The 25,906-nt window shown below is 60.6% G+C and carries 21 protein-coding genes and 1 tRNA gene; 4 read left to right on the top strand and 18 right to left on the bottom strand.

Annotated features, from left to right (window positions below):
- Positions 1-23: 23 nt before the first annotated feature.
- From I8E17_RS01700 to I8E17_RS01665, 8 genes are all read right to left on the bottom strand, one after another.
- Complete coding sequence (locus I8E17_RS01700) at positions 24-977, bottom strand: peptide ABC transporter ATP-binding protein (RefSeq protein WP_069612343.1); 954 nt, start codon at positions 975-977, stop codon at positions 24-26.
- Positions 974-1,990 carry an ABC transporter ATP-binding protein gene (locus tag I8E17_RS01695; RefSeq protein ID WP_069612342.1) on the bottom strand — a complete coding sequence of 339 codons (1,017 nt, stop codon included), beginning with the start codon at positions 1,988-1,990 and terminating at the stop codon, positions 974-976. Before I8E17_RS01695 ends, I8E17_RS01700 begins: the two co-directional genes overlap by 4 nt.
- On the bottom strand, positions 1,990-2,898 hold the full coding sequence (locus I8E17_RS01690; RefSeq protein ID WP_069612341.1) for an ABC transporter permease subunit: 909 nt from the start codon (positions 2,896-2,898) through the stop codon (positions 1,990-1,992). The genes I8E17_RS01695 and I8E17_RS01690 overlap by 1 nt, the downstream gene beginning before the upstream one ends.
- A gap of 10 nt (positions 2,899-2,908) precedes the next feature.
- On the bottom strand, positions 2,909-3,913 hold the full coding sequence (locus tag I8E17_RS01685) for an ABC transporter permease subunit (RefSeq protein ID WP_069612340.1): 1,005 nt from the start codon (positions 3,911-3,913) through the stop codon (positions 2,909-2,911).
- 89 nt (positions 3,914-4,002) lie between these two features.
- Positions 4,003-5,598: an ABC transporter substrate-binding protein gene (locus I8E17_RS01680; RefSeq protein WP_069612339.1), complete on the bottom strand. Its 1,596-nt coding sequence runs from the start codon at positions 5,596-5,598 to the stop codon at positions 4,003-4,005.
- Positions 5,599-5,939: 341 nt separating this feature from the next.
- Positions 5,940-6,428 (bottom strand): iron-responsive transcriptional regulator RirA, encoded by a 489-nt coding sequence (gene rirA / locus I8E17_RS01675; RefSeq protein WP_069612338.1) that lies wholly within the window; start codon positions 6,426-6,428, stop codon positions 5,940-5,942.
- Positions 6,429-6,584: 156 nt separating this feature from the next.
- Positions 6,585-6,932 (bottom strand): VOC family protein, encoded by a 348-nt coding sequence (locus tag I8E17_RS01670; protein ID WP_015338872.1) that lies wholly within the window; start codon positions 6,930-6,932, stop codon positions 6,585-6,587.
- A gap of 144 nt (positions 6,933-7,076) precedes the next feature.
- On the bottom strand, positions 7,077-8,573 hold the full coding sequence (locus I8E17_RS01665; protein ID WP_112722637.1) for a CoA-acylating methylmalonate-semialdehyde dehydrogenase: 1,497 nt from the start codon (positions 8,571-8,573) through the stop codon (positions 7,077-7,079).
- Between the two features lie 125 nt (positions 8,574-8,698).
- Here I8E17_RS01665 and I8E17_RS01660 point away from each other — a divergent pair, with 125 nt between their 5' ends.
- On the top strand, positions 8,699-9,580 hold the full coding sequence (locus I8E17_RS01660; protein WP_069612336.1) for a LysR family transcriptional regulator: 882 nt from the start codon (positions 8,699-8,701) through the stop codon (positions 9,578-9,580).
- A gap of 40 nt (positions 9,581-9,620) precedes the next feature.
- Here the strand turns inward: I8E17_RS01660 and I8E17_RS01655 are convergent, their stop codons facing one another.
- Positions 9,621-9,827, bottom strand: a complete 207-nt coding sequence (locus I8E17_RS01655) for a hypothetical protein (protein ID WP_069612450.1) — start codon at positions 9,825-9,827, stop codon at positions 9,621-9,623.
- A gap of 190 nt (positions 9,828-10,017) precedes the next feature.
- Here I8E17_RS01655 and I8E17_RS01650 point away from each other — a divergent pair, with 190 nt between their 5' ends.
- A complete protein-coding gene (locus tag I8E17_RS01650; protein WP_167078186.1) occupies positions 10,018-10,164 on the top strand; it encodes a hypothetical protein in 147 nt (48 codons plus the stop codon).
- Positions 10,165-10,216: 52 nt separating this feature from the next.
- On the opposite strand, the gene I8E17_RS01645 is transcribed toward I8E17_RS01650, so the two are convergent.
- Positions 10,217-10,293 (bottom strand) — tRNA-His (locus I8E17_RS01645).
- Between the two features lie 220 nt (positions 10,294-10,513).
- Positions 10,514-10,960, bottom strand: a complete 447-nt coding sequence (locus I8E17_RS01640) for a phasin (protein ID WP_069612335.1) — start codon at positions 10,958-10,960, stop codon at positions 10,514-10,516.
- A 222-nt stretch (positions 10,961-11,182) separates the two neighbouring features.
- On the opposite strand from I8E17_RS01640, the gene I8E17_RS01635 reads away from it, so the two are divergent.
- A complete protein-coding gene (locus I8E17_RS01635; protein WP_069612334.1) occupies positions 11,183-14,842 on the top strand; it encodes an ATP-binding protein in 3,660 nt (1,219 codons plus the stop codon).
- A gap of 18 nt (positions 14,843-14,860) precedes the next feature.
- On the opposite strand, the gene I8E17_RS01630 is transcribed toward I8E17_RS01635, so the two are convergent.
- From I8E17_RS01630 to I8E17_RS01610, 5 genes are all read right to left on the bottom strand, one after another.
- Positions 14,861-15,262 (bottom strand): GFA family protein, encoded by a 402-nt coding sequence (locus I8E17_RS01630; RefSeq protein ID WP_069612333.1) that lies wholly within the window; start codon positions 15,260-15,262, stop codon positions 14,861-14,863.
- Between the two features lie 127 nt (positions 15,263-15,389).
- Entirely contained in the window at positions 15,390-16,772 is a 1,383-nt protein-coding gene (chrA, locus tag I8E17_RS01625) for a chromate efflux transporter (protein WP_229002138.1), read from the bottom strand.
- A 27-nt stretch (positions 16,773-16,799) separates the two neighbouring features.
- Positions 16,800-17,612, bottom strand: a complete 813-nt coding sequence (locus I8E17_RS01620; RefSeq protein ID WP_069612331.1) for a sulfurtransferase/chromate resistance protein — start codon at positions 17,610-17,612, stop codon at positions 16,800-16,802.
- 254 nt (positions 17,613-17,866) lie between these two features.
- The gene (locus I8E17_RS01615) at positions 17,867-19,777 is read right to left on the bottom strand and encodes a DEAD/DEAH box helicase (protein WP_069612449.1); all 1,911 of its coding nucleotides are present in this window, start codon (positions 19,775-19,777) and stop codon (positions 17,867-17,869) included.
- Between the two features lie 354 nt (positions 19,778-20,131).
- Entirely contained in the window at positions 20,132-22,084 is a 1,953-nt protein-coding gene (locus I8E17_RS01610) for an acetoacetate--CoA ligase (RefSeq protein WP_069612330.1), read from the bottom strand.
- 165 nt (positions 22,085-22,249) lie between these two features.
- Here I8E17_RS01610 and I8E17_RS01605 point away from each other — a divergent pair, with 165 nt between their 5' ends.
- The gene (locus I8E17_RS01605) at positions 22,250-24,145 is read left to right on the top strand and encodes an AsmA-like C-terminal region-containing protein (RefSeq protein ID WP_069612329.1); all 1,896 of its coding nucleotides are present in this window, start codon (positions 22,250-22,252) and stop codon (positions 24,143-24,145) included.
- A gap of 28 nt (positions 24,146-24,173) precedes the next feature.
- Here I8E17_RS01605 and I8E17_RS01600 read toward each other — a convergent pair whose 3' ends face one another.
- Entirely contained in the window at positions 24,174-24,989 is an 816-nt protein-coding gene (locus I8E17_RS01600; protein WP_069612328.1) for an ABC transporter permease subunit, read from the bottom strand.
- Between the two features lie 3 nt (positions 24,990-24,992).
- A complete protein-coding gene (locus I8E17_RS01595) occupies positions 24,993-25,904 on the bottom strand; it encodes an ABC transporter permease subunit (RefSeq protein ID WP_069612327.1) in 912 nt (303 codons plus the stop codon).
- Positions 25,905-25,906 lie beyond the last annotated feature (2 nt).

Raw genomic sequence — 25,906 nt, 5'->3', positions numbered from 1 at the left:
CCGTGCCCGACTCACAACTTGGATCAATCCAGCGGAAAGAAACAGGAAAATTTATGCGTTCCTTCACCCGCAAGCTGCGGCTCGACCTGGCGGCACTTGTCCTGGGCACGCCAGCAGCGCGGATTGAAGTGGCAACCCTTCGGCGGATTGAGCGGCGACGGCAATTCGCCCTGAAGGCGGATACGGTTCTTTTCTCGATCCGGATCTGCGATCGGCGTCGCCGACAGAAGCGCGGCCGTATAGGGATGGCGCGGCCGGGTGAAGACTTCTTCCGCCGTGCCGGTTTCGACCGGTCGGCCGAGATACATCACCATCACGTCGTCGGCGATGTGGCGGACGACGGAGAGGCCGTGCGAGATAAAGAGATAGGCAAGCCCCATCTCCTTCTGCAGATCCATCAAAAGGTTCAGAACCTGCGCCTGGATCGACAGATCCAGCGCTGAGACCGGTTCGTCGAGCACCAGCACCTTCGGCTTCAGCATCAGGGCACGCGCAATGGCGATACGCTGGCGCTGGCCGCCGGAGAACATATGCGGATAGCGATCATAATGCTCCGGGCGCAGACCGACGCGCGCCATCATCTCCTCCGCCTTGCGGCGTCGTGTGGCGGCATCATCATCGGTGTTGATCTTCAGCGGCTCTTCCAGGATAGAGCCGACCTTCTGACGCGGATTGAGCGAACCATAGGGGTTCTGGAACACGATCTGCACGGCGCTGCGCAGGCTGCGGTCGCCAAGCTTCGCGGGCTTGCCGTCGATCAGCAATTCGCCAGCCGTCGGATTTTCGATCATCGTCACCAGACGGGCGAGCGTCGATTTACCACAGCCGGATTCACCGACGACAGCGAGCGTGCGGCCCGACTGCAGGCTGAAGCTGACGCCGTTCAGCGCCTTGACGGTAGCTTCCGGTTTGAAGGTGCCGCGCTTGACAGTGTAGAAACGGGCGAGATCGCGCCCTTCGAGAACAGCGCCGGTCATGCGGCACCTCCTGCTTTTTGCGTGACGGCAACGCCGGGGTGCCCGAGCGGCTTGCCATGTTCCAGCGGATAGTTGCAAAGGGCCAGACCCAGTTCAGACCCCTGCCGCTTGACGCCCTTGTCGCACTCCGGCGTGGCAAAGGAGCAGCGCGGCGCAAAGAGACAGCCTCTGGGACGATCGTGCTGACCGGGAACGACGCCAGCAATCGATGGCAGGCGCTCGCCGACTTCGGCACGCTCCGGCAGAGCCGAGAGAAGGGCTGCCGTATAGGGATGATGCGGATCGCGGAACAGGGCCTTGACCGGCTGCTCCTCGACCTTTTGACCGGCGTATTGCACCTGCACGCGCTCGGCGGTTTCGGCAACGACACCCATATCGTGGGTGATGAGCACGAGCGCCATGCCCTGCTCCCGCTGCAGGCGCACGAGCAGGTCGAGGATCTGCGCCTGGATCGTCACGTCGAGCGCGGTGGTCGGCTCATCGGCGATCAGCAGTTTCGGATTGCAGGCGAGCGCCATGGCGATCATGACGCGCTGGCTCATGCCGCCGGACATCTGATGCGGAAAGTTCGACAGCCGATCCTCGGGCGCGGGAATGCCGACCAGATTCAGCAGTTCGATCGAGCGCTCGCGGCGCGCCTTGCGGTCAAGCCCCATATGGATGCGCAGGGTCTCGCCGAGCTGGAAGCCGACCGTGAAGCACGGATTGAGGCTCGACATCGGCTCCTGGAAGATCATCGCCATGTCTTTGCCGATGATCTTGCGGCGCTGACGCGAGGAGATGCCGCGCAAGTCCTTGCCATCGAACATCATGCGGTCGGCGGTGATCTTCGCCGTCCAGGGCAGAAGCCCCATCATGGCGAGCATGGAAACGGATTTGCCGGAACCGGATTCGCCGACGATCGAGAGAATTTCTCCCTTGTCGCAGGTGAGCGAAACGCCATCGACCGCCCGGAACAGGCCGGACGAGGTCTGGAATTCAACGGATAGGTTTTCAATATCGAGGAGTGCCATTACGACCTCTTCAGCTTCGGGTCGAAGGCATCGCGCAGGCCGTCGCCCATCAGATTGATGGCGAGCACCGTGATCAGGATGCAGAGACCGGGGAAAGTAACGAGCCAAGGGTTGCTCTGGAAGAATTCACGCGAATCCGCGAGCATCGTGCCCCATTCCGGCGTCGGCGGCTGAGCGCCTTGGCCGAGGAAGCCGAGGGCTGCAGCATCGAGAATGGCGGCCGAGAAGGCGAGCGTCGCCTGTACGATCAGCGGACCGAGGCAATTCGGCAGGATCGTCTTGAACATCAGCCGCAGCGGACCGGCGCCGGCAACACGTGAGGCGATGACATATTCCTTGTCGCGCTCGGCCATGACGGATGCTCGCGTGAGACGAACGAAATGCGGCTGGTTGACGATGGAGATTGCAATCATCGCATTGGTCAGGCCCGGGCCGAGGATTGCCACCAGCACCAGGGCGAGCAGCAGAGAGGGAACCGCGAGGATGATGTCCATGATACGCATGATGATCGTATCGGTGCGGCCGCGAACATAACCGGCCACGAGGCCGATCAGGATGCCGGCCAGCGCCGAAAGCGAGGCAACCACCAAGCCGATGAACAGCGAGAACCGCGTGCCGTAGATTAGGCGCGACAGAAGATCGCGGCCGTTGGCATCGGTGCCGAGCAGGAAGCTGGTGGTGCCGCCTTCCGCCCAGGCCGGCGGCAGTCGCTGCATATCGCTGCCGTAAGCGGCATCGGGATTGTGAGGCGCCACGACCCCGGCAAAGATCGCCAGAAACAGGACGAAGAGGAAGATCGCAAGGCCGATGACGGCGCCTTTATTGCGAGAGAAATAATACCAGAACTCCGCAAGAGCGGAAGGACGGTCGGATTTGACACTAACCGTTTTGACGCTAACCGTGCTCATGGGGCCGCTCCTAGTGACGAATACGTGGGTTGACGAAGCCGTAGAGCAGATCGACAGCAAGATTGACGAGCATGACGATGCCAGCGATCAGCAACAGGCCACCCTGGACCACCGGATAATCACGCTTGAAGACGGCATCGATCATCCATTTGCCGATGCCTGGCCAGGAGAAGATGCTTTCCGTCAGGATGGCGCCGCCAAGCAGCACGCCGACCTGCAGGCCGATCGTGGTGACGACGGGGATCATCGCATTTCGCAACGCATGCACGGAAACGACGCGCAGCGGTGAGAGCCCCTTGGAGCGCGCCGTGCGCACATAATCCTCGCCCAGCACTTCCAGCATGGCTGAGCGCGTCTGGCGCGCAATGACGGCGAGCGGAATGGTGCCGAGCACGATGGTCGGCAGGATCAGCGAATTCAAGGCGGACCAGAAGGCGCCCTTCTGACCGGAGAGGAGGCTGTCGATCAGCATGAAGCCGGTGATCGGCTTGAAGAAATAGATGAGGCCGATGCGGCCGGAAACCGGCGTCCAGTGCAGATAGCCGTTGAAGACGATGATCAGCAGCAGGCCCCACCAGAAGATCGGCATTGAATAGCCGACAAGAGCCACGCCCATGACGCTTTGATCGAACCATGTCCCCCGCTTGACGGCGGCGAAAACGCCGGCCGGAATGCCAAGACAGATCGCAAGGATCATGGCGCAGATCGACAATTCGAGCGTTGCCGGGAAGAAGGTCAGGAAGTCGGTGAGCACGTCGCGCTTTGTCGTGATCGACGTGCCGAGATCGCCGTGCAGGGCGCTCCAGATGTATTTGCCGTACTGGACGATCATCGGCTGGTCGTAGCCGAGATCGTGGGAGATTTGCGCATGACGTTCCGGCGACATGACGCGTTCGCCCGACAGCAGCATGACAGGATCGCCGGGAAGCAGGCGGATGAAGGAGAAGGCGACGATCGATACGCCGAGAAATGTCGGGATCAGCACCGCTAGCCGGCTGAGAAGAAATCGCAACATGGCAGATGTCCAAATTTTTCCGGCGGTCAGACAGGGTGTCTGACCGCCGGGTCGCCCGGTCTTAGCCGGGCATTCTCACAGATTTTTCGTTATTCGGCGATATCGACGCCGTCGAAGCGATGAACGCCGACCGGATCCTGGAAGTAACCGGAGACATTCTTCGTCATCGGGATGAACTCTTCCGAATGGTCGATGGTCATCCAGGGAGCTTCGCGCTTGAAGACGACCTGAGCCTGTTCGTAGAGCTTGGTGCGCTCCTTGACGTCGGCTGTCTGCTTGGCCTTCTTCACGAGATCGTCGAATTCCTTGTTGCACCACTGCGCGCGGTTGTTGCCGCCGACGGCATCGCAGCCGAGAAGCGTGTCAAGGAAGTTGTCCGGGTCGCCGTTGTCACCGGTCCAGCCGAGGATGGCCGCACCGTCGCGGTCCTTGGCTGAAGAGAGCTTCAGGTACTGAGCCCAGTCATAGGTGACGATCTCGACCTTCACGCCGATCTTGGCCAGGTCTGCCTGCATGAGTTCGGCGGCACGGCGTGCGTTCAGCATATACGGACGCGAAACCGGCATTGCCCAGATCTTCATGCTGAGATCCTTGACGCCAGCCTTTTCAAGCAGCTTCTTGGCTTCGTCCGGATTGTAGGCGTCGTCCTTGATATCCTTGTTGTAGGACCACATGGTCGGCGGGATCGGGTTGGTCGCAACCTTGCCGGAACCCTGGAAGACGGCATCAACGATGGCCTGCTTGTTGACGGCCATGTTGATAGCCTTGCGCACTTCGACCTTGTCGAACGGCGCAACGAGCGTGTTGTAGGCGAGGTAGGAAACGTTCAGACCGGCCTGTTCGAGAACCTTGAGGTTCTTGTCAGCCTTCAGATCCTTGATGTCGGCGGCGTTCGGGTAAGGCATGAGGTTGCATTCGCCGGACTTCAGCTTCTGCGCGCGGACGGATGCATCCGGCGTAATCGCGAAGACGAGATCGTCGATCTTCTCCTTGCCCTTGAAGTAGGTTTCGTTCGCCTTGTAGCGGATGACGGCATCCGGCTGGTAGGCGACGAAGGTGAACGCGCCGGTGCCGAGAGGCTGCTGATTCATCTGCTCCATCTTCTTGTCGGCCTGCAGCTTGTCTGCATATTCCTTCGACAGGATCGAGGCGAAGTCCATGGCGAGGTCGGCGAGGAACGGAGCTTCCGGACGGTTCAGAACGAACTTGACGGTGAGGTCGTCAACCTTGTCGATCGACTTGATGAGCTTGGGGAAGCCCATGCCGTCGGCATATTCATAGGAACCGCCGGCAACATACTTGGCCCACGGATTGTCCGTACCGAGCTGACGGCCGATCGAGAAGATGACGTCGTCGGCATTGAGGTCACGCGTCGGCGTGAAGAAATCGGTCGTCTGGAACTTCACGCCCTTGCGAAGCTTGAAGGTGTATTCCTTGCCGTCGGGAGAAACGGTCCAGCTTTCGGCGAGGCCGGGTTCGATCTCGGTGCTGCCGTGCTTGAATTCGACAAGACGGCTATAAACCGTGCGCGAGGAAGCATCAAATGTGGTGCCGGCGGTATAGATGCCGGGATCGAAACCTTCCGGCGAACCTTCCGAGCAATAGACAAGCGTTTTCGACCAGGCGGACGTCGCCATGACCGAAGCCAAGGCTGTCACTGCCAGCAGGACAGAAATCTTTTTCATGATATCGTTTCCCAGATTTGTTATTCTTTTGAAGCCGTGGACACCACCAGAGGTTCCCATCCGGATCGCGCCGATGGAACTTTATTTTAAGTTTGAAAGCAACAAGCGCCGCCTAAAATTTTTCCAATTTCTATAGTTTGGAAATTTTTGGGCGAAAAAACCTTTGAATTGGTAATTTTCTGGCAAAAAATTACGTCCTTTTGGTTGATTCAGAATGATTTGCCGTTTTCCTCTTCCATCCGCCAACGGCTTATTGCCCGGATAGGAGGCAATACAAACGAAAATCCGCAGCTACCGGCGGTAACTGCGGACCAAAACATGACCGAACTTCGGATAACCGATCAGGCGGCCGGAGCCGCGACCACCGGCTTCTTCGCAATCGCCTTGTGATCCTTGTCGGTGAGGCCGAGCAGGAAGTTGATCTGCGGACGGGCCTTGACGAGGTCGTCGATGGAATATTCGGTCAGAACGTCGAAGAAAGCGTTTAGCGCCTTGCGCAACGCCGAGTTGAGGCCACAGCTATCGACCAGCGGGCATTCCACCACGCCATCCTCGAAGCACTCCGCCATGGCGAAACTGTCCTCGGTGACGCGGACGACGTCGAACAGGCTGATATCGGTCGCCGGCTTCGCAAGCCGCACACCGCCATTGCGGCCACGCACAGTTTCAACGAGACCTGCCTTGGTCAGCGGCTGCAGGATCTTGAAGAGGAACAGCTCGGACACGCTGTATGCCTTGGCGATCTCCGGGATGCGGCTCAGATGGCCATCATTGGCGGCGCAATACATCAGCATGCGCACGGCGTAATTGGTCTGCTTGGTCAAGCGCATACCGATCTCCTGGAATCGAGGCTGCTTAGGGGCTGGACCCGTATATAGTGGCTTTCTTAGTTTTGAACAATTCCAAAATATGAAATTCATATTCAGCTTATTTAGAAAGCCTGCCATCAAGCCCCTGCCGATCTCCAATCGGCGATGCCCCGAAGCTCATGGCACGGAAATCCAGACCGCCATTTCGCAGCCGCCCGGCTCGCGGAAATGAAACCGACGACCGCCCGGAAAATCGAAGGCAGGACGGGTGATGACGCCGCCGGCAAATTCGACGGCGCGCTGCGCGGCCTCCAGATCGGTGGTACGCACGACGGGCAAAGGCGTGCCGGCCGCCTCCCCCGCATCTCCGTCAATGCCGGCATCTATTCCGGCCGCCTCGATGACATGGTAGGTCGGCCCATAGCTGACAAAGCTCCAGTCGAAGGCTTCCTCGAAGAAGCGGCGGGTCTTCAGGCCATCTTTCGACGGAAATTCGAGGTAGTCGATCTGATAGGTCACGGCCATCGCTCGGCCCTCCCGTTGTTCTTGTTTTGTTCTAGATGAAAACAGCGGCCATGACAAGATGACTCGATCGAAAACAAACGCAATAAAAAAGCCGCCGCCCGAAAATACCGGACGACGGCTGATAAGAGCCGGTGATTGCGATGCTTACTTCATGGTCGGCATCACGAATTCCGCACCGTCCTTGATACCGGACGGCCAGCGGGCGGTGATCGTCTTGGTGCGCGTCCAGAACTTGATCGAATCCGTGCCATGCTGGTTGAGATCGCCGAAGCTCGATGCCTTCCAGCCACCGAAGGAGTGGTAGGCAAGCGGAACCGGGATCGGAACGTTGACGCCGATCATGCCGATGTTGATGCGCGAGGCGAAGTCGCGGGCCGCATCGCCGTCACGGGTGTAGATGGCGACGCCGTTGCCGTATTCGTGCTTCATCGGCAGATCGAGCGCTTCTTCGTAGTTCTTGGCGCGGACGACCGAGAGAACCGGTCCGAAGATCTCGGTCTTGTAGATATCCATGTCCGGCTTGACGTGATCGAACAGCGTGCCGCCGACGAAATAGCCGTCCTCATAGCCCTGCAGCTTGAAGCCGCGACCGTCGACGACCAGCTTGGCACCTTCCTCGACGCCGCGGTCAATCAGGCCATTGACGCGGTTATAGGCATCCTTGGTGACGAGCGGGCCCATGTCGGCCTTGTCATCGGTATAGGGGCCGATGCGCAGGGATTCGATCTTCGGCACCAGCTTCTCGACGAGACGGTTGGCGGTCTCTTCGCCGACCGGAACTGCGACAGAGACCGCCATGCAGCGCTCGCCGGCGGAGCCGTAGCCGGCGCCCATCAGTGCGTTGACGGCCTGGTCCATATCCGCGTCGGGCATGATGATCATATGGTTCTTGGCGCCGCCGAAGCACTGGGCGCGCTTACCGTTCATCGCGGCCGTGCCGTAGACGTAGCGGGCGATCGGCGTGGAGCCCACGAAGGAAACGGCAGCGATATCCGGATCGGTCAGGATGGCGTCGACGGCCGCCTTGTCGCCGTTGACGACGTTGAGGATGCCGGCAGGCAGGCCGGCTTCGATCATCAGCTCGGCCAAGCGGAGCGGCACGGACGGATCGCGCTCGGACGGCTTCAGGATGAAGGCGTTGCCGCAGGCGATTGCCGGGGCGAACATCCACATCGGGATCATGGCCGGGAAGTTGAACGGCGTGATGCCGGCACCGACGCCGACAGCCTGACGGATGGAATACATGTCGATCGCCGGGCCGGCGCCTTCAGTGAACTCACCCTTCTGCAGATGCGGAATGCCGCAAACGAATTCGCAGACTTCGAGGCCCCGGATGATATCGCCCTTGGAATCCTCGACCGTCTTGCCGTGCTCCTTGGAAAGAAGCGTCGCCAGCTCATCCATGTTCTGATTCAGAAGCTCGACGAATTTGAAGAAGACGCGGGCGCGGCGCTGCGGGTTGGTGGCAGCCCATTTCGGCTGAGCGGCCTTGGCATTTTCGACGGCTGCGCGCAGTTCCTCGACGCTGGCGAGCGCGACGGTCGCCTGCACTTCGCCGGTTGCCGGATTGTAGACGTTGCTCGCGCGTCCGCTCGTGCCGGCGACGTGCTTGCCGCCGATGAAATGACCGATCTCACGCATGGATGTGCCTCCTCGTTTTCTTGGATGCTGACAGGATGGCACTTCAATTTGCACAAATCAATGAGCTGCTATAAGCAACCGTTGTGCAAAAATTGAAGTCCTTCTTGTGCAAGAGAGAAGTGTAAATGGATTGGGATGATGTCCGGATGTTTCTGGCCGTGGCGCGCACCGGCCAAATCCTGGCCGCTTCGAAACGGCTCGGCGTCAACCACGCCACCCTCTCTCGTCGCGTGACGACGCTGGAAGAGCGCTTGAAGACACGGTTGCTCGTACGCCGCACCAATGGCTGCGACCTGACCGCTGAGGGCGAGATCTTCCTGCATGCGGCGGAGCGCATGGAAACGGAGATGCTGCGCGCGCAGGCGAGCGTCGGCCACCTCGACAGCGCGATCACCGGGACGGTGCGCATCGGCGCGCCTGATGGCTTCGGCGTTTCTTTCCTCGCGCCGCGGCTCGGGCGGCTGATCGCCCGTTATCCGGAGCTGCGTATCCAGCTTGTGCCTGTTCCCCGCTCCTTCTCGCTGTCACAGCGCGAGGCCGATATCGCCATCACGCTCGAACGTCCCGAGCAAGGTCGCCTGGTCTCATCGAAACTGACGGATTACACGCTTGGGCTCTATGCTTCCAAAGCCTATCTGGAACAGGCTGGATTGCCCGACAGCGTGGAAGCACTCAAGCTGCATCCGCGCGTGGGCTATGTCGAAGACCTGATCTTTACGGCTTCGCTCAATTTTTCCGGCGAGATCATGCGCAGTTGGGACGCCTCCTTCGAGATTTCCACCGCCATCGGCCAAACGGAAGCGGTGCGCTCCGGCGCCGGCATCGGCATCCTGCATGACTACATCGCCAGGCAGTTTCCGGAGCTGACGCGCATCCTGCCCGATTTGTCCATTAAGCGTGCCTATTGGACGACCTATCATGAAAGTGCCCGCGACCTGGTGCGCGTGCGCACCGTCGCGGACTTCCTGCAGGAGCTTGTCAGCGAGGAGCGGCGGATCTTCCTGTAAAATGATGCCGATGGACGCGCTTCCTGCTCGCATGCAGAGGTCACGGCATCAAGCTGCACCACCATGACGGCGCATGCGGCGGCTGAGCCTCCGCATGCTTCGGCGGCTCCTCATTCTCATCCGGATTGGGAACGGGAACCTCATCCGGCAGCCTGTCCGGATCCGGTTCCTCGACAGGCGGCTTCGGCGTCCAGCCGGGTTCGGGCATCGGAGGCGTCTCGGGGATCGGCTCGTTCGGTACAGACATGTCCGCTCCTTTTGTCTCGTTGCCGATATGGACACAACGACCAGCGATGCGGACGGTTCCAAGATATTTCGGCATGCGGCCCGCATTGTGGCGTGGGCGCGGACAGCCACTCCTTCCCGTTCGTCCCTTGCTGCTGGACAAAGGCCGGACGAAGCCTAGTATTTCGGACAGAGAACAGGGAGCAAGGACGATGAGCGACAAGAAGCAGCAGAAACTGGACGAGAAAAAGCACAAGGAACAGGACGATTATCTGGAGGAAGCGCTGGAAGAGACGTTTCCGGCAAGCGATCCGATATCGCCAGGTCACGTGTCCAAGAAGCCTGAAGACAAGAAATAATCCCACGAGGCCAAAGGCGTCGGTATCTTGTAAAGGATGGATCGGGAGAGAATGGTACGGTTGAGTGGGGTCGAACCACTGACCTCAGGTGCCACAAACCTGCGCTCTAACCAACTGAGCTACAACCGCACATGATCGCGTTGCCGCGTCAACGGGGGTCACATACGAGGACTTTGAAATTATTTCAAGTCCTATCTCCCCGCAATATAAAAAAGCTTTGCAGATATCCAAATGATGATGCTGGGCCGGATATCGGTCAAGCCGGCTTGAGCTGCAAATGAAAAGTCCCGCCCCAGGGTTTTCACCTGGGAACGGGACATTCATGCCTTGGGAGGCTTATTGGAAATGATCAGGCCTTGAAGGAGGCCATTGCCTTTTCAGCGGCGTCCTTGGCGGGCTTTGCCAGCTTTTCGGCAACCTTCTTGGTGGTGTCCTGAATGGACTTGGCCTGCTCGACGGTGACTTCGGCCTGCTTGCGGATGAAGGCGGTCTGAAGTTCGAAGAGTTCTGCAACGGACTTGACGCGAAGCAGGGCTTCCATGTGAGCCAGCGAGCTTTCGGCATTGGTGCGCAGAACGTCGATGGCCTTGAGGCCGATTTCGACCGAGCCGGCCTGTGCGGTCTGCACGGTTGCTTCAACAGTCTTGCCTGCTTCTTCGGTGGCAGCCTTCAGCTTGGCAAAGGCTTCCTTGGACTGGGCAGCACCCTTTTCCGCGAAGTCGCGGAAGGATTCGGAGAACTTGGACGGATCGAATGCAGCCGTTGAAAAAACGTCGTCTTTCTTTACAGTAGCCATGATTACGCTCCTAAAAGGGCCCTCCCTGAGGCGCCCGTCGTGAACTTGTGTGAGGGGTATATAATATAAATTATTGTGCAGTGCAACATATTTGTGCGCCGCACAATACATTAACCTTTCCGGCCGAAAAATGGGCCGCTCGCTGGACCGAAAAGCGCAGCGCCGTTATTAATAAATTGTTAAATCACGAGAGGCGATCACGCCCGCAAAACAGGTTGGAAAATGCCCGCAATTCAATATCCGTTCATTGACATTGCCGTGCATCCGCGCGTTCGGGAGCGTTTCGCGCGCGGTGAAGCCATGGTCATGTTCTCGACCGGCATGGATCGCGTGCTCTGGGCCAATGGCGCCGGCGCCAACCTTTTCGGCTATGATGTCATTTACGATTTCGTCGAACAGGGACCGAAGCCAGGCGACGTCTCGTTCCGCCAGATCGAGGCGACGGCGCGCGGCCTTGGTGCTATCGGCGATCAGCGCACATTCCTGATCCGCATGGCCTCCGGCTTCCAGCGGGCTGTCGTCAATGCCGCCGTCGAGCTGATCCGCATTCAGGCCGGCGAAGAGGCGGTGCTGTTTTCCTCTCCAGTTTCTTCGAAGCCGCTTTCCTCGGCCGAATGCGCCAAGCGCATGATCGACGGGTTCGACGATCCTGATACCCATATTGCCGTCATCGGCCGCGACGGCGAAATCGTTACCGCCTCTGCCGGCTTCAGGACACTCGGCGTAACGCCGCAGACCGCACGGATGCTGACGACCATGGCCGGAGCCCAGCCGGACCGGCTGATCAAGCGACCGATCCCGACCGGACGTGGCTACCTGCCCGCCGCCATCGGCAAGCTCTCCGAAATTCCGGCCCTACACCTGCTCTTCGTTGTCGAAACAGTGCTTGGCCATCTCGACCCGACGGGCGGCCTTGCCGAGGAGACCAGCCTTGCCGCCATCGAGCCGCAGGCGGAGGAAGTCCGTAAGGAGCTGGAAGCAGCGGCGGCGGACGAGGAGCCGAAAGCTGCTCCGGCCGCACCCTTCGGCGATATCATCGATGCGGTAGCTGGCATCGAAGAGCTGGACGAAACGCCGGAATATCGCGAGGACGAACAAGCGGAGGCGCCACCAGCCACCGGAAGCTCCGGTGAGACCGGAACGGACGCGACCGCCGATGCGGATGGCACGCCCGGCGCAGTTGCCGAGACCGAAGTTCACGCCAATGAGCATCAACCGGAAACCGTGCCGGATAGCGAAGATAAGACCGCCGCAGAGACAAAGACGGCAGCGGAACCGCCTCCGCCGGAAACTCACACCAATCCGGAAACCCGCACCGATATTGAAAACACCCCTACGGAAGGTTTCAGCTTCAAGCACAACGGGCGCGCCACCCGTTTCGTCTGGAAGATCGATGCCGCCGGTCATTTCAGCGAGGTTTCCCGCGAATTTGCCGATGCGGTGGGGCCGCATGCCGCCCAGATTGCCGGCACGGCCTTTGCCGATGTCGCCCGCCGCTTCAATCTCGATCCGGACGGCAAGATCGCGGAACTATTGGCGCGGCGCGACACATGGTCCGGCCGCACGATCTACTGGCCGGTGGAGGGTACGAGCCTGACCGTGCCGGTCGATCTCGCCGCTTTGCCGACCTATACCCGCAGCCGCGAATTCGATGGCTTCCGGGGCTTCGGCGTCGTCCGCCTGGCGGATGCCATCGAAGATCCGATGAAGCGCGGCATGACCCTCGGCACACAGGCAGTTGAAGACACCGCGCCCATCGCCGAATTGCCCCCCGAAGTGAAAGCTGCATCCAACGAGCAATCACCCGCTACCGAAGCTGTACCATCCCCAGCGGAAGAGATTGAAAATCCCGCTCAGGATAGCGCAGAATCCGCCTCGATCTCGCAGTACGAACCGCCGGCACTGCGGATTTCCGAGACGCCGAACCGTCGTGAGTCGGACAAGGTCGTTCGTCTGCATGAGCGTCGGACATTGACGCAGACTGGCCTTTCGCTGAGCGAACAGGCAGCGTTCCGCGAAATCGCACGACAGCTCGAGCCCTTCGGCAAGCGCACGGAACCGCCGGCGGAGCAGCCTCACGACGGGCAGCATGAGGCGGGTACGGATACTCCTCCACAACCGAATGCGGCCGACGAAATCCTCTCCGAGGCATCTGAAACTACGGACGGACACGGCCATGCCGATGACCAGTCGCCAGCAGCGACAATTGCGGAAGAGAATGTCGCGACGCCAGTCGTGAAATTCGTCGAGGCTACGGATGACAACGGCTCGAAAACGGCTGACGGGGCCGCAGCCGAAGCGTCGCCGACATCGGCCGAGCCGGAGGAAGACTTCGATCCCCTCGAGGTTCTGAACAACGCCATTCCGCCGCGTGTGAAAATGCGCACCGGCCTGTCGCCCGATATCGTCGACCAACTGCCGCTCGCGATTCTCATCCACGCCGGCGACCGCCTGATCCACGGCAATCCGGAATTCCTGCGGCTGACCGGCTATGACAGCCTCGACGAACTCGAGCAGGTCGGCGGGCTGGATGCGTTGCTGCAACGCAACGATCTCGAAGGCAAGACCGAGCAGCCCGGCACTATGATGGTCGTACGCGCCGACGATGCGCTCGTGCCGGTGACGGCCCGCCTGCAGTCGATCCGCTGGGAAGATGGTACGGCCTTGATGCTGGCGTTGATGCCGGTGGGAAGAAGCGAACCGGTACCGCCGCCAATTCCTGAAGAAGCCCGCCCCGAGCGCATCCTCGAAAAGGTCGCCAAGCTGCAGGTCGAAATCGAGGAACTGCGCTCGACGCTGGAAACGGCGACGGACGGCGTGATCATCATCGGCCAGGACGGCGAGATCCGCTCGATGAACCGCTCGGCAAGCGCCCTCTTCAACTACGACGACCAGGAGACCCGCGGCAAGCCCTTCGTCATGCTGTTTGCGCATGAAAGCCAGAAGGCAGTGCTCGACTATCTCGGCGGCCTTTCGGGCCATGGTGTCGCGAGCGTGCTGAACGACGGCCGTGAAGTGATCGGCCGCGAGGCGTCCGGCGGCTTCGTGCCGCTGTTCATGACCATGGGCCGGCTGAATTCCTCGAACGGTTACTGCGCCGTCATCCGCGACATCACGCAATGGAAGCGGACCGAAGAGGAGCTGCGCAACGCCAAGCGCGCCGCCGAAACCGCCAATGCGCACAAGACGGATTTCCTTGCCCGCGTCAGCCACGAAATCCGCACGCCGCTCAACGCCATCATCGGCTTTTCCGACATGATGGCCGGAGAGCGCTTCGGGCCGATCGGCCATTCGCGCTATATCGAATATGCGACCGATATCGGCCGCTCCGGCCGCCATGTGCTCGACATCGTGAACGACCTTCTCGATATCTCGAAGATCGAAGCCGGCGAGATGGATCTCGATTTTGCGTCGGTCGGCCTGAACGAAGCGATCACCGAGGCAGTGTCGCTGGTGCAGCCGCAGGCCAACAGCCAGCGTGTCATTATCCGCACCGCACTTTCTCAGTCTGTGCCGAATGTCGTGGCCGATCTGCGCTCGATCAAGCAGATCGCGCTCAACATTCTCTCCAATGCCATCCGCTTCACGCCATCGGGCGGGCAGATCGTCGTGTCGACGGCGTATGAGGGCAATGGCAGCGTCGTGATGCGCATCCGGGATACCGGCGTCGGCATGACACGCTCGGAGCTGGAGCAGGCCATGAAGCCGTTCAGGCAGGTGTCCACGAATTCCCGCAAGCGCGGCGACGGCACCGGCCTCGGCCTGCCACTGACCAAGGCGATGGTCGATGCCAACCGCGCAACTTTCTCGATCAATTCCGCCCCGAACGAGGGCACGCTGGTCGAGATCACCTTCCCCTCGCCGAGGGTGCTGGCGAACTGAGACAATCTCGGCTCGTGATCAAAACCAGAGATCGCGCACGCATCGTCCGTCGGAAGGAAGATCTTCAAACGTGTCGAGCCCATCGAAGTGATCGACCGGCAGGTCGGCAACGAGATCCGGCGGCGCCAGCCGCACATTGACGGCCATACGCCGGCGCCCATCCTTTTGCAGCCTTAAGCCCCGCCAGCTCACGACGCAGGCGCAGGATGGGCAGAACAGTATTTCGAGAGATGGCTTGTCCTTGCCGACGCGGGTATAGGAGGCAGTCCGGCCGGTCACTGAGATCCGCTCCCCTTCGTAGTCATAGGCCCACAGCGTGCCGTAGCGCCGGCAGAGCGTACAGTTGCAGGCCGTGATCGAGCCTGGAACGCCTTCAAGCGTCCAGCCCGCCTTGCCGCAATGACAGGAGCCGATCAGCATGGGTGCACCACTCCATTCGCTGCCTGGTCGAAGGAGCGGCATTCTGCCTTAGTCACGAGATCCCTGCAAATGCGCGGGAGGACACGAATTCTCACTTCGGGCTACCGACGCCGCGAATGCTCGGCTTTCAGGAAACAAGGACAGTCCAGCCAACACCCAAAGCGGCAGACGCCAGCAAGGTCGATATCACTGACATCTTCAGGCGAAAGATGGCCATCGCGGCCAACAGGGTCAGTAAGAGCGAGGGCGGTGAAAGCGAGGTCAGGACGGGCACATCAATCGTCCAAGAACCATAGGTGAGACTCGTGGTCTCACGGAACAGCACGTGGAGCCCGAACCAAATAGCAAGATTGAGGATGACGCCCACCACCGCCGCCGTTATTGCCGACATGGCGCCGGTCAGCGCGACATTCCCACGCATCTTCTCGATGAATGGCGCGCCTGCGAAAATCCAAAGGAAGCTCGGCAGGAAGGTGACCCATGTTGTCAGCACGGCGGCAAAGGTTGCTGCCGCAAGGGGGCTGAGGGTGCCGGGATTGCGATAGCCCGCCAGGAAACCAACGAACTGCGTGACCATGATCAGCGGTCCAGGCGTCGTTTCCGCCATTCCCAGACCATCGAGCATCTCACCCGGCCGCAGCCAACCCAGCTGCTGCACGGCCTCCTGCGCGACATAGGCCAGCACGGCATAGGCGCCGCCAAAGGTGACGACTGCCATCTCGCTGAAGAATATCCCGATTTTGGAAAAGACGTTGTCGGGGCCGAGCGTAACCACCAGAGCCACAACCGGAATGAGCCACGCGGCCGCCAGCACACCTGACGTCTTCAACGACCAGGCGAGGTTCGGTCGCGCGTGCAAAGGGATCTCCTCGCCAAGAACGGAGTCCTTATCCTCCAGAATTGCCCCGGAGCCCGACTTGTGTCCGCCGCCCATCGTGAAGGCCGCGACTCCTGCCCGAGACGCCAGGTAACCGATAAGTCCGGCTCCAACGATGATGACGGGAAACGGAACATGCAGGAAGAAGATCGCCACGAAGGCGGCGGCGGCCAAACCAACCATAGTCCTGCTCTTGAGGGCTCGGCTCCCGATGCGAAAAACCGCCTGAATGACGACCGCCAGGACGGCGCATTTGAGCCCGAAGAACATCCCTTCGATAAAAGTCAGGTTTCCGAAGAGGACGTAGACATAACTGAGCGCGAGGATTGCCAGGAAACCCGGCAGGACGAACAGAATGCCGGCGATCAGGCCGCCCAGCGTCCTGTTCAGCAGCCAGCCGATATAGATGGCAAGCTGATGCGCTTCCGGACCCGGCAGCAACATGCAGTAGTTCAGGGCATGAAGGAACCTGTGCTCTCCTACCCATTTCTTCTCGTCGACGACGATGCGGTGCATGACGGCGATCTGCCCCGCCGGTCCGCCGAAGCTCAGGGCGGCAACACGGATCCACACCCTCACCGCCTCACCGAGGGGCACGATATCCCGTTCGGCCGCGCTTGGTCGTGCGACCATATTCTTTACGAGATTCGTCATGCTCTCTTACACCTTCCTCGGATTTGGCCAGTTGTGCGTCTCTTCCGTTGCATCACGACACCAGCGATAGAAGGCATCGTAAAGCGTCATGCCGGCTTCCAGCTGCTGCAGGTCGTCGTTGAACATTCGCGAAAGCCCAAGCGAGGCCGCAAGCAGCCCGGGCACCTCAGGCGCGAGCTCGGGCCGGGCGGTATCGGCTCCCCGGACGATGGTTGCAAGATGAAGTAGAGGTTCGCTTCCAAGGCCAAATTCCTCGATCATGACATCGAAGGTGCATAACTCACCACGATGGCTCCAGAAGACGTCTTCGATATCGAATGGTGTTGCCTTAAAGCGATCGGCAACAGGCGCAACTTCGGTCGCCGGAACGAACAGGAAGATCGCTGATGGATCGATAAAGCGCCGGATCAGCCATGGGCAGGCGATGCGATCGATCTTCGGCCTTGCCCTTGTTACCCATACCGTCCGGCCGCTAGCATCTCGCGGAGGCAGCTTTTCCTCGGCGATCAACAGGTACTTCGCGCTGCGCCACGCTTCGAACCCACCTTCAAGGACCTCCGCCTCCTTTCCGACGACACGCAGATGGGCAGCAACTCCGTGAGCGAGTTTCTGTCCTTTTTGGCAGAGTATGATGGCAGGTCCCGCCAATTCGTTCGCCCAGTCCGCCACCCTTCGATAGTCGCGGCGGATGGAGCCGGGAATAAGACGGGGATCGGCGGCGAAATCCTCGTCATTGCGGACATCGATAATCGTCGGCAAACTGGGCGTGCCGATAATACGATTGAGCTTGTCGGGTGTGATTTCCAGAAATGACGGCACCGCGCGTCCTCCGTTGGCTCGGTTTTAAGGACGCGATTCTTCAGCCGTGGCCTCGTGGGGTGATCGCAACCCCATAATCGATTTTCTGCCTGACGCGTTCCAAATGTCAAGCCGAATAAGCGCGTGCTGCACCGGCAGGCGGGCATGCTCTCAGCGTCCGCAGCCCAATCACCGATTGCCCGCGACTTCACTGCCGCTGCGACGCCCCGGAAGACGATGGGAGCGCCGCGCTGGCCTGAGCGCGGCGTTCGAACTCACTCCCCGCGTGCCTTCGCAGCCTTGCGAGCTGCCCTGGAATTCGGATTGCCACCTTTCGGCGGGCCTTCGTTCTTGGCGAAGGCCGGTTTGCCGGGCTTTTTCGTCCAGGGCTTCTTGTCGGAACGCTCGGAAACGCCGCCCTCGCCTGCATGCGCCCGCTCCGGCTTGCGGTCGGACTTCCATTTCGGCTTCGGGCCGTCATTCGAACGCGGTCCCTTGTCAGCGAAGGGCTTCTTCTTAGCGAACCCGCCTTCCCGCTTGGCCTGGAAATCCGGCGTGCCTGCAAGCGGCTTGACGCGGATGCCGCGCTCGAGCGTCTTGTCCGGGCCGATGGCCGCGAGGAAGCGCTCAAAACTTTCCTGCGAGAGCTCGACGAAGGTCTCCTCGGGCTGCATCTTGATGGCGCCGATGTCGCGCTTGGTCAGATTGCCGTTGCGGCAAAGCATGGGGATCAGCCAGCGCGGCTCGGCATTCTGCTTGCGTCCAACCGAGAGCGATACCCAGAGGCCATCGGTGAAGTCGTTGCGTCCCCCCTCATCGCGAGGCGTAACGGGAAAATCGTCGCGGCGGGGCTTTCTGCGTTCACCTTCCGCCGGCACGTCCTGCAATTCCTCGGGCGCGGAGTGACCGGTGCGGTATTGCCGCAGGAATGCTGCCGCCACCTGCTCGGCGCCATGGCGCTCCAACAGCTGTTGGACGATCGAGTGCTCGTCTTCGGCAAGCGGCGCTGTAAAGACCGGATCGGCGAGAAGACGCTCGTCGTCCCGCTGGCTCACCTCGTCGGCTGACGGCGGCTTTGCCCAGGTGGCGTGGATACGGGCGGCTTCCAGCAGGCGCTCTGTGCGGCGACGGGCGCTTAGCGGCACGATCATGGCGCTGACGCCCTTGTTGCCGGCGCGGCCGGTGCGGCCGCTGCGATGCAGCAGCGTTTCCGGATTGGTCGGCAGATCGGCATGGATGACCAGTTCCAGGCCCGGCAGGTCGATGCCGCGGGCAGCAACATCGGTTGCGATACAGACGCGGGCGCGGCCGTCTCGCATGGCCTGCAGAGCGTGCGTGCGCTCGTTCTGGCTGAGTTCACCTGAGAGCGCAACGACCGAAAAGCCGCGATTGTTGAAGCGGGCCGTCAGGTGATTGACGGCGGCGCGCGTCGAGCAGAATACGATGGCATTGCGCGCCTCATAGTAGCGCAGCACGTTGATGATGGCATTCTCCTTGTCGCTCGGCACCACGGTCAGCGCGCGATAGTCGATATCGACATGCTGCTTGGCTTCGGAAGCGGTGGCGATGCGGACCGCGTCGCGCTGGTAGTTTTCGGCAAGCTTGGCGATCGAGCGCGGCACCGTGGCGGAAAACATCAGGGTGCGGCGCTCGGAGGGTGCTGCTTCCAGAATGAATTCCAGATCCTCGCGGAAACCGAGATCGAGCATCTCGTCGGCTTCGTCGAGCACGACGGCCTTGAGTTCGGAGATATCGAGCGAGTTGCGGCGGATGTGATCGCAGAGGCGACCGGGTGTGCCGACGACGATATGAGCGCCGCGCTCGAGCGTGCGTCGCTCCGTGCGCATGTCCATGCCGCCGACGCAGGAGGCGATCGTCGCGCCAGTCAGCCCATAGAGCCATTCCAGCTCGCGCTGCACCTGCAGCGCCAGTTCACGGGTCGGCGCGATCGCCAGTGCCAGTGGCGCTCCTGCGGGGCCAAACCGTTCCGCGCCGGCGAGGAGGCCGGGCGCCAGCGCCAGGCCGAAGGCAACCGTCTTGCCCGAGCCGGTCTGGGCCGAGACAAGCGCATCCTTGCCGGCGAGGCCGGGATCGAGCATGGCCTTTTGCACCGGCGTCAGCGTTTCATACCCGCGCTTCGCCAAAGCCTGGGCAATCGCAGGAGCGATGCCTTCGAATTCAGTCATCATCTGTCTTTCGGAATTCTTCGCACACCATCAGGCGGCGATCATCGTGGTTCGCACGTCGCGAACCTCTTCTTCAAGCGTGCACATACTTGCTCAATGCGGCAATGTACAGAGCAGAGGCGGATTCGCGGCGAGGAAACGAAAAAAAGGCAGCGAACCGCGCTGCCTTTGAAGTTTATGCTGTCGAAAGCAAGCTCGAGTCGGGGAACTTCATGTCTCGGGAGCCGAGATTGACTCCAATCCGCTCCAGCTCATGCGAACGGCCTCAAGTTGGGCTTTACTTTTGACCAAGCTTTCTTAACGCGAGGTTAGCAAACGATGGTCATCGTTTGCCCCTCAATTTTAAGGCTGACCTTAACTTTTGAGTTCTTCCAGCCCGGCAAAGAGATCCAGCGCTTCCGGATTGGCGAGCGCTTCCTTGTTCTTGACCGGGCGGCCATGCACCACCTCGCGCACCGCAAGCTCCACGATCTTGCCGGATTTCGTGCGGGGGATATCGGCAACGGCGATGATCTTGGCCGGCACATGGCGCGGCGAGGCGCCGGTGCGGATGCGGGTCTTCATCGCCTTGACGAGATCTTCGGTCAGGGAGACGCCGGCGGCAAGGCGAACGAAGAGCACGACGCGGACATCATCGTCCCAATCCTGACCAATGCAGAGCGCCTCCAGAACCTCGGGAATCTGCTCGACTTGGTTGTAGATCTCGGCCGTGCCGATGCGCACGCCGCCGGGATTGAGCGTGGCATCGGAGCGACCGTGAATAATGAGGCCGCCATGCTCTGTCCATTCGGCGAAATCCCCGTGGCACCAGATATTGTCGAAGCGCTCGAAATAGGCGGCGCGATATTTGGCACGCTCGGGATCATTCCAGAACATGACTGGCATGGAAGGGAAGGCTTTGGTGCAGACAAGCTCGCCCTTCTCGCCGCGTACCGGCTTGCCTTCGTCGTTCCAGACATCGACGGCAAGTCCGAGGCCCGGCCCCTGGATCTCGCCGCGCCAGACCGCTTGCAGCGGGTTGCCGAGCACGAAGCAGGAGACGATATCGGTGCCGCCTGAAATCGAGGCCAGCTGGATATCGTCCTTGATGCCCTCATAGACGAAGGTGAAGCCCTCCGGCGACAACGGCGAGCCGGTGGAGGTCATCAGCCGCAGGCTTGAAAGATCGTGCGAGTTTTTTGGCGTGAGGCCGCTCTTGTGAACCGCGTCGATATATTTGGCAGAGGTGCCGAACAGCGCGAATTTTTCTTCCTGCGCGTAGTCAAACAGGATGTTGCCGTCGGGCGCGAAGGGCGATCCGTCGTAGAGGCAGAGCGTCGCGCCGGCGGCAAGGCCGGTCGCCAGCCAGTTCCACATCATCCAGCCGCAGGTGGTGAAATAGAAGACCTTCTCACCAGGCACGACGCCGCAATGGAGGCGATGCTCCTTGAGGAGCTGCAGCAGCGCGCCTCCGGTGGAGTGCACTATGCATTTCGGAACGCCTGTGGTGCCTGAAGAAAACAGGATGAAGAGCGGGTGGGAGAAGGACACGGGCACAAATTCGACCGGCTTCGCCTCGAAGGGCGCGACCAGATCACCAAGGGTCCTCGCGCCCGGTGTCGCTGCCACGACGGCTTCGGCATTGCCCGCGTAGGGCACGATGATGGTAGGCGCTTTCAGGCGCTGGGCGATGGCGCTGACCTTTGCTGTGACGTCCTGCAGCTTGCCGCCGTACCAATAGCCGCTGCACGCGATGAAGAGCTTCGGCTCGATCTGGCCGAAACGATCCATGACGCCCTGCTCGCCGAAATCCGGCGAACAGGAGGACCAGATCGCACCGATCGACGCGGCCGCCAGCATGCAGGCAATGGTTTCGGGCATGTTCGGCATCATTGCAGCGATGCGGTCGCCCTTGCCGATACCCTCGGCGCGATAGGCCTGCTGCAGGCGGGAGACCATGGCGGCCAGCCGATCCCATGACCAGCGATCGCGCACCTTGTCCTCGCCCCAGAACACAAGCGCATCGCCCTCGCCGCTTCGCGAGAGCAGGTTTTCCGCGAAATTCAGCTCGGCATCGGGAAAGAAGCGGGCATCCAGCATGACATCGCCATGGATCAACGCCCGTTCACCGCGCTTGCCCTTCACACCGCAGAAATCCCAGACCGCCGACCAGAAGTTCTCACGGTCGGCGATGGACCAGGCGTGGAGGCTGGCAAAGTCGGACAGCGGGAGGTCGAAACGGCGGTTGCATTCCTGCATGAAAGCGAACATCGGACTCTGGCGGCGAAATGTTTCCGATGGTGTCCAGAGCGGCTGCTGATCCTGCATATTTCTCTCCCGCTTTTTGCACTATATAGCAATGCTGCAGCGCATTAATAAAATCACGGTGTTGTGGGTATTGCCAGTGCGTGACGTTTGCATCCGACAAACATTTCCTATATCCGGCAAACTCAGGCAGATTATCCCTACCAGTTCAAGAGTCTCCACGGGATCATGAGAGCTTCGAAAAACAACAAGTGGCGGTTGACGATGCGTTCGGCCTCGCGCTGGCTGCCTGCCGTTGCTCGCACGACCGGCATCATTCTTCTCACGATCCTCATCGTGTTCGCTGTCTTCAGAGCGACCGCGCCTTTCCTGATTTCAAGCGGTCTGGTGCGCTCCGGCATCGAGAAGGCATTGTCGGACTGGACGGGATATCGAGCCCAGATCGAAGGCGACCCGACGCTCGAATTCTGGCCGACCCCGCGCGTCACGCTCAATCAGGTCACCATCCGCGAGCCGTCGAGAAACGGCAAGGTCCTTGGCCATGTCGACAGCCTCTCTGCGGATTTCTCGCTGTGGTCGGCGATCCGCGGGCATGCGCATTTTCACGAATTCCATTTCCTGCGCCCGATTCTCTATATCCGCCGCGACGAGAACGGCCTGATCGACTGGACGAACGAAGGCCGCCTTTCCAAGGCGATCGAACAGGCCGAAACCTCCTCCGGCCAGGGCATGCGGATGAGCAAGGAACAGGATGCAGCCATCGGCATGCTGACCATTGAGGACGGAAGCGTCGAAATGACCGACGAGCGTAGCGGCAGCATCTACAAGCTGAACGCCGTCAATGCCGACATCGCCTGGCCGCGGCTTTCCCAGTCGCTGAGCGCTGTCATTCTTGCCCGCTTCAACGGTCAGGACATCAAGCTGAACTTCGACTCGACGCAGCCCCTGCTCTTCTTCGCCGGCAAAAATGTGAACACCACGACCAGCTTCGTTTCGCCGCTGATCAACTGGACCTATACAGGCATTACCAGCATATCGGATTTTTCGGCACTTTCGGGCAATCTGGATCTCAGTGTGCCGAACGTGCCCTCCTTCATCGCATGGAGCGGGCAGCGCCTGCCGGCAGCCGACGCCCTCAAGAATATTTCGCTCAGCGCCAATATCGCAGCAATCGACAAAGGCCTGCGCTTCAACAACCTCAGCTTCAAAGTCAACGATTCCGCCGCTTCCGGCATCATGGATCTGAACTATACGAAATCGGGCAAGCCGAAGATTTCCGGTACGCTTGCCTTCGACCAGATGAACCTCAATCCGTTCCTGGCCGCCTTCTCCATGCGTCTGGCCGCGGAAACCGCGATTGACGCGCTGTTGAACGGCAATCCGCTGCAGCGGCTCGATCTCGATATGCGGCTGTCGTCGAACAAGGCGGCTCTCGGCCCCTTCCAGTTCGAGAATATCGGCGCCAGCCTGCTGGTGGCGGGCGGCAAGGCAAAATTCGACATAGGCGACAGCAGCTTCGAGAGCGGTTCGCTGACCGCGCATCTGGAGGTCGCACCAGGCGATTTCGATGGCGGCGGCAAATTGCAGATATCGATCCGCAACGCCGATTTCGGCGGCCTCTTCACGCGCCTGAAGCTGATAGGCCCATTGCCGATGCCCTCATCGGCTTCACTGGATCTTTCGCTCAGCACCTCGAAGCCGATCTGGGTTGCCACGCTCAGCGACGTCGCCGGCACGCTGCACTTCACCTCGTCGGCAGGATCGTTTCGCCAATTCGATATCTCGACCTTCCGGACGCTCGCCGCCGAGAAGGCTTTCTTCCGGATGAGCGATATCGCCGATTCTTCTTTCGACTTCGATAGCATCAGCGTGGATGCCAGTTTTGCGAAGGGTTCCGCCGAGGTGCAGAACGCGGCCATTGCGGGCCGCAACGAAACGATCAGCTTTAACGGCGTCGTTCCGTTCCGCACCAACGGGCTGGCACTCTCCGGCGCGCTCGAGGCGACCTCGCCCTCCGACGCGGACGAACTGCCGATGCTGCCCTTCTTCATCGGCGGCAGCTGGCCGAATCCAGTGATTTCGCCGGTCGCAACGCTTCTGCAGAAGCCCATACAACAGCCGTAGTTCTTTCACGCCGTCCAGCCGCAGCACTTCAAGCTGCCGCAGCCGCCTGCTCGTCCCTCTGCCGTTGGACCTCCCGGCGCTTCGTCGCGATGGAGGCGCAGATAACGCCCACGGCGACCACGCCGATCAGGATGGTGCAGATGGCGTTGATCTCCGGCGTCACGCCAAGCTTCACCTGACTATATATCAGCATCGGCAGGGTCTTGGCGCCGGCACCCGAAGCGAAAGTGGCAATGACCAGATCGTCGAGCGATAGGGTGAGTGCCAGCACCCAGCCGGAGAAGACCGCCGGTGCGATGATCGGCAGCGTCACCTCGAAGAAGGTGCGCACCGGCGGCGCACCGAGATCCATCGCCGCTTCCTCGATCGAGCGATCGAAGGTTAGCAGGCGCGACTGCACGACAACGGCGACGAAGCACATGGTGAGCGTCGTATGCGCCATGACGATCGTCCAGAAGCCGCGATCGACGCCTGAGGTGACGAAGAGCAGCAGCAGCGACAAGCCGGTGATGACATCTGGCATGACCAGCGGCGCATAGATCATGCCCGAAAACAGAATGCGGCCGCGGAAGCGCGTATAGCGTACCAGGGTAATGGCCGCGAGTGTGCCGAGCACCGTCGCAATCGTCGCCGAGAGCAACGCGATGCGCACTGTCAGCCATGCGGCATTCAGCATCGTGTCATTGCTGAAAAGATGCACATACCATTGCGTCGAAAAGCCACCCCAGACGGTGACGAGGCGCGAGCTGTTGAAGGAATAGATGACCAGCAGCAGGATCGGCAGGTAGAGGAAGGCCAGACCGAGCGTGACCGAGACGATGTTGAAGCGGGACCAGCGGATCATAAATTATCTCCCCTTCTCATCGGCTTTCGCCTGGAAATGCTGGAAGAAGACGATGGGCACCACCAGCACCAGCAGGAGGATGGTCGCCACCGCCGAGGCGAGCGGCCAGTCTGTATTGCTGTAGAATTCCGTCCAGAGCACCTTGCCGATCATCAGGGTTTGCGAGCCGCCGAGCAGGTCGGGGATGACGAACTCACCGACGGCTGGGATGAAGACCAGCATGCAGCCGGCGATAACACCGGGAAGCGAGAGCGGAAAGGTGACCCGCCAGAAGGCGCCGATCGGCGTGCAGCCGAGATCCTGCGCCGCCTCGATCAGCGTGCCGTCCATCTTTTCCAGCGCGGAATAAAGCGGCAGCACCATGAAGGGCAGGTAGGAATAGACCATGCCGATATAGACGGCGGTATTGGTGTTCAGGATGACCAGCGGCTCATGGATGATGCCGAGCGCCATCAGAAGCTGGTTCAGGAGGCCCGTCGTGCTCAGGATCGACATCCAGGAATAGACGCGGATCAGGAAGCTCGTCCAGAAGGGCAGAATGACCAGCATCAGCAAGGTCGGCCGGATCGTGCGCGGCGCCTGCGCCATGCCGTAAGCGATCGGATAGGCGATGATCAGCGTCAATAACGTGGAGATGCCGGCGATCTGCAGGCTCTCGATATAGGCGTTCATGTAGAGCGGGTCGCCGGCAAGCCATGTGTAATTGTCGAACGACATGGTCTGCAGCTTGTCCCACCAGTCGCTGAAACTGTCGCTCCAGGCGAAGGACGGGTCGTAGGGCGGCACCGACAAGGCCTTCGTCGACAGCGAGATGCGGAAGACGATGAGGAAGGGCGCGAGAAAGAAGATCAGCAACCAGGCATAGGGAACGATGATCACGAGGCGCTGATAGATTAGGGAACCGAGCGCTTTCATGA

Origin of the sequence: Rhizobium sp. AB2/73 (assembly GCF_020871915.1) — a bacterium.
Taxonomy (GTDB): Bacteria; Pseudomonadota; Alphaproteobacteria; order Rhizobiales; family Rhizobiaceae; genus Rhizobium; species Rhizobium dioscoreae.
The sequence above is the reverse complement of the archived record's forward strand: the minus strand, read 5'-3'. Positions and strand labels throughout refer to the sequence as shown.

What these genes read in the sequence shown, in the direction of transcription:
- I8E17_RS01700 (WP_069612343.1), bottom strand. Translation starts at nt 977, where the DNA reads ATGACCGGCGCTGTTCTCGAAGGGCGCGATCTCGCCCGTTTCTACACT.
- I8E17_RS01695 (WP_069612342.1), bottom strand. Translation starts at nt 1,990, where the DNA reads ATGGCACTCCTCGATATTGAAAACCTATCCGTTGAATTCCAGACCTCG.
- I8E17_RS01690 (WP_069612341.1), bottom strand. Translation starts at nt 2,898, where the DNA reads ATGAGCACGGTTAGCGTCAAAACGGTTAGTGTCAAATCCGACCGTCCT.
- I8E17_RS01685 (WP_069612340.1), bottom strand. Translation starts at nt 3,913, where the DNA reads ATGTTGCGATTTCTTCTCAGCCGGCTAGCGGTGCTGATCCCGACATTT.
- I8E17_RS01680 (WP_069612339.1), bottom strand. Translation starts at nt 5,598, where the DNA reads ATGAAAAAGATTTCTGTCCTGCTGGCAGTGACAGCCTTGGCTTCGGTC.
- rirA (WP_069612338.1), bottom strand. Translation starts at nt 6,428, where the DNA reads ATGCGCTTGACCAAGCAGACCAATTACGCCGTGCGCATGCTGATGTAT.
- I8E17_RS01670 (WP_015338872.1), bottom strand. Translation starts at nt 6,932, where the DNA reads ATGGCCGTGACCTATCAGATCGACTACCTCGAATTTCCGTCGAAAGAT.
- I8E17_RS01665 (WP_112722637.1), bottom strand. Translation starts at nt 8,573, where the DNA reads ATGCGTGAGATCGGTCATTTCATCGGCGGCAAGCACGTCGCCGGCACG.
- I8E17_RS01660 (WP_069612336.1), top strand. Translation starts at nt 8,699, where the DNA reads ATGGATTGGGATGATGTCCGGATGTTTCTGGCCGTGGCGCGCACCGGC.
- I8E17_RS01655 (WP_069612450.1), bottom strand. Translation starts at nt 9,827, where the DNA reads ATGTCTGTACCGAACGAGCCGATCCCCGAGACGCCTCCGATGCCCGAA.
- I8E17_RS01650 (WP_167078186.1), top strand. Translation starts at nt 10,018, where the DNA reads ATGAGCGACAAGAAGCAGCAGAAACTGGACGAGAAAAAGCACAAGGAA.
- I8E17_RS01640 (WP_069612335.1), bottom strand. Translation starts at nt 10,960, where the DNA reads ATGGCTACTGTAAAGAAAGACGACGTTTTTTCAACGGCTGCATTCGAT.
- I8E17_RS01635 (WP_069612334.1), top strand. Translation starts at nt 11,183, where the DNA reads ATGCCCGCAATTCAATATCCGTTCATTGACATTGCCGTGCATCCGCGC.
- I8E17_RS01630 (WP_069612333.1), bottom strand. Translation starts at nt 15,262, where the DNA reads ATGCTGATCGGCTCCTGTCATTGCGGCAAGGCGGGCTGGACGCTTGAA.
- chrA (WP_229002138.1), bottom strand. Translation starts at nt 16,772, where the DNA reads ATGGTCGCACGACCAAGCGCGGCCGAACGGGATATCGTGCCCCTCGGT.
- I8E17_RS01615 (WP_069612449.1), bottom strand. Translation starts at nt 19,777, where the DNA reads ATGACTGAATTCGAAGGCATCGCTCCTGCGATTGCCCAGGCTTTGGCG.
- I8E17_RS01610 (WP_069612330.1), bottom strand. Translation starts at nt 22,084, where the DNA reads ATGCAGGATCAGCAGCCGCTCTGGACACCATCGGAAACATTTCGCCGC.
- I8E17_RS01605 (WP_069612329.1), top strand. Translation starts at nt 22,250, where the DNA reads ATGAGAGCTTCGAAAAACAACAAGTGGCGGTTGACGATGCGTTCGGCC.
- I8E17_RS01600 (WP_069612328.1), bottom strand. Translation starts at nt 24,989, where the DNA reads ATGATCCGCTGGTCCCGCTTCAACATCGTCTCGGTCACGCTCGGTCTG.
- I8E17_RS01595 (WP_069612327.1), bottom strand. Translation starts at nt 25,904, where the DNA reads ATGAAAGCGCTCGGTTCCCTAATCTATCAGCGCCTCGTGATCATCGTT.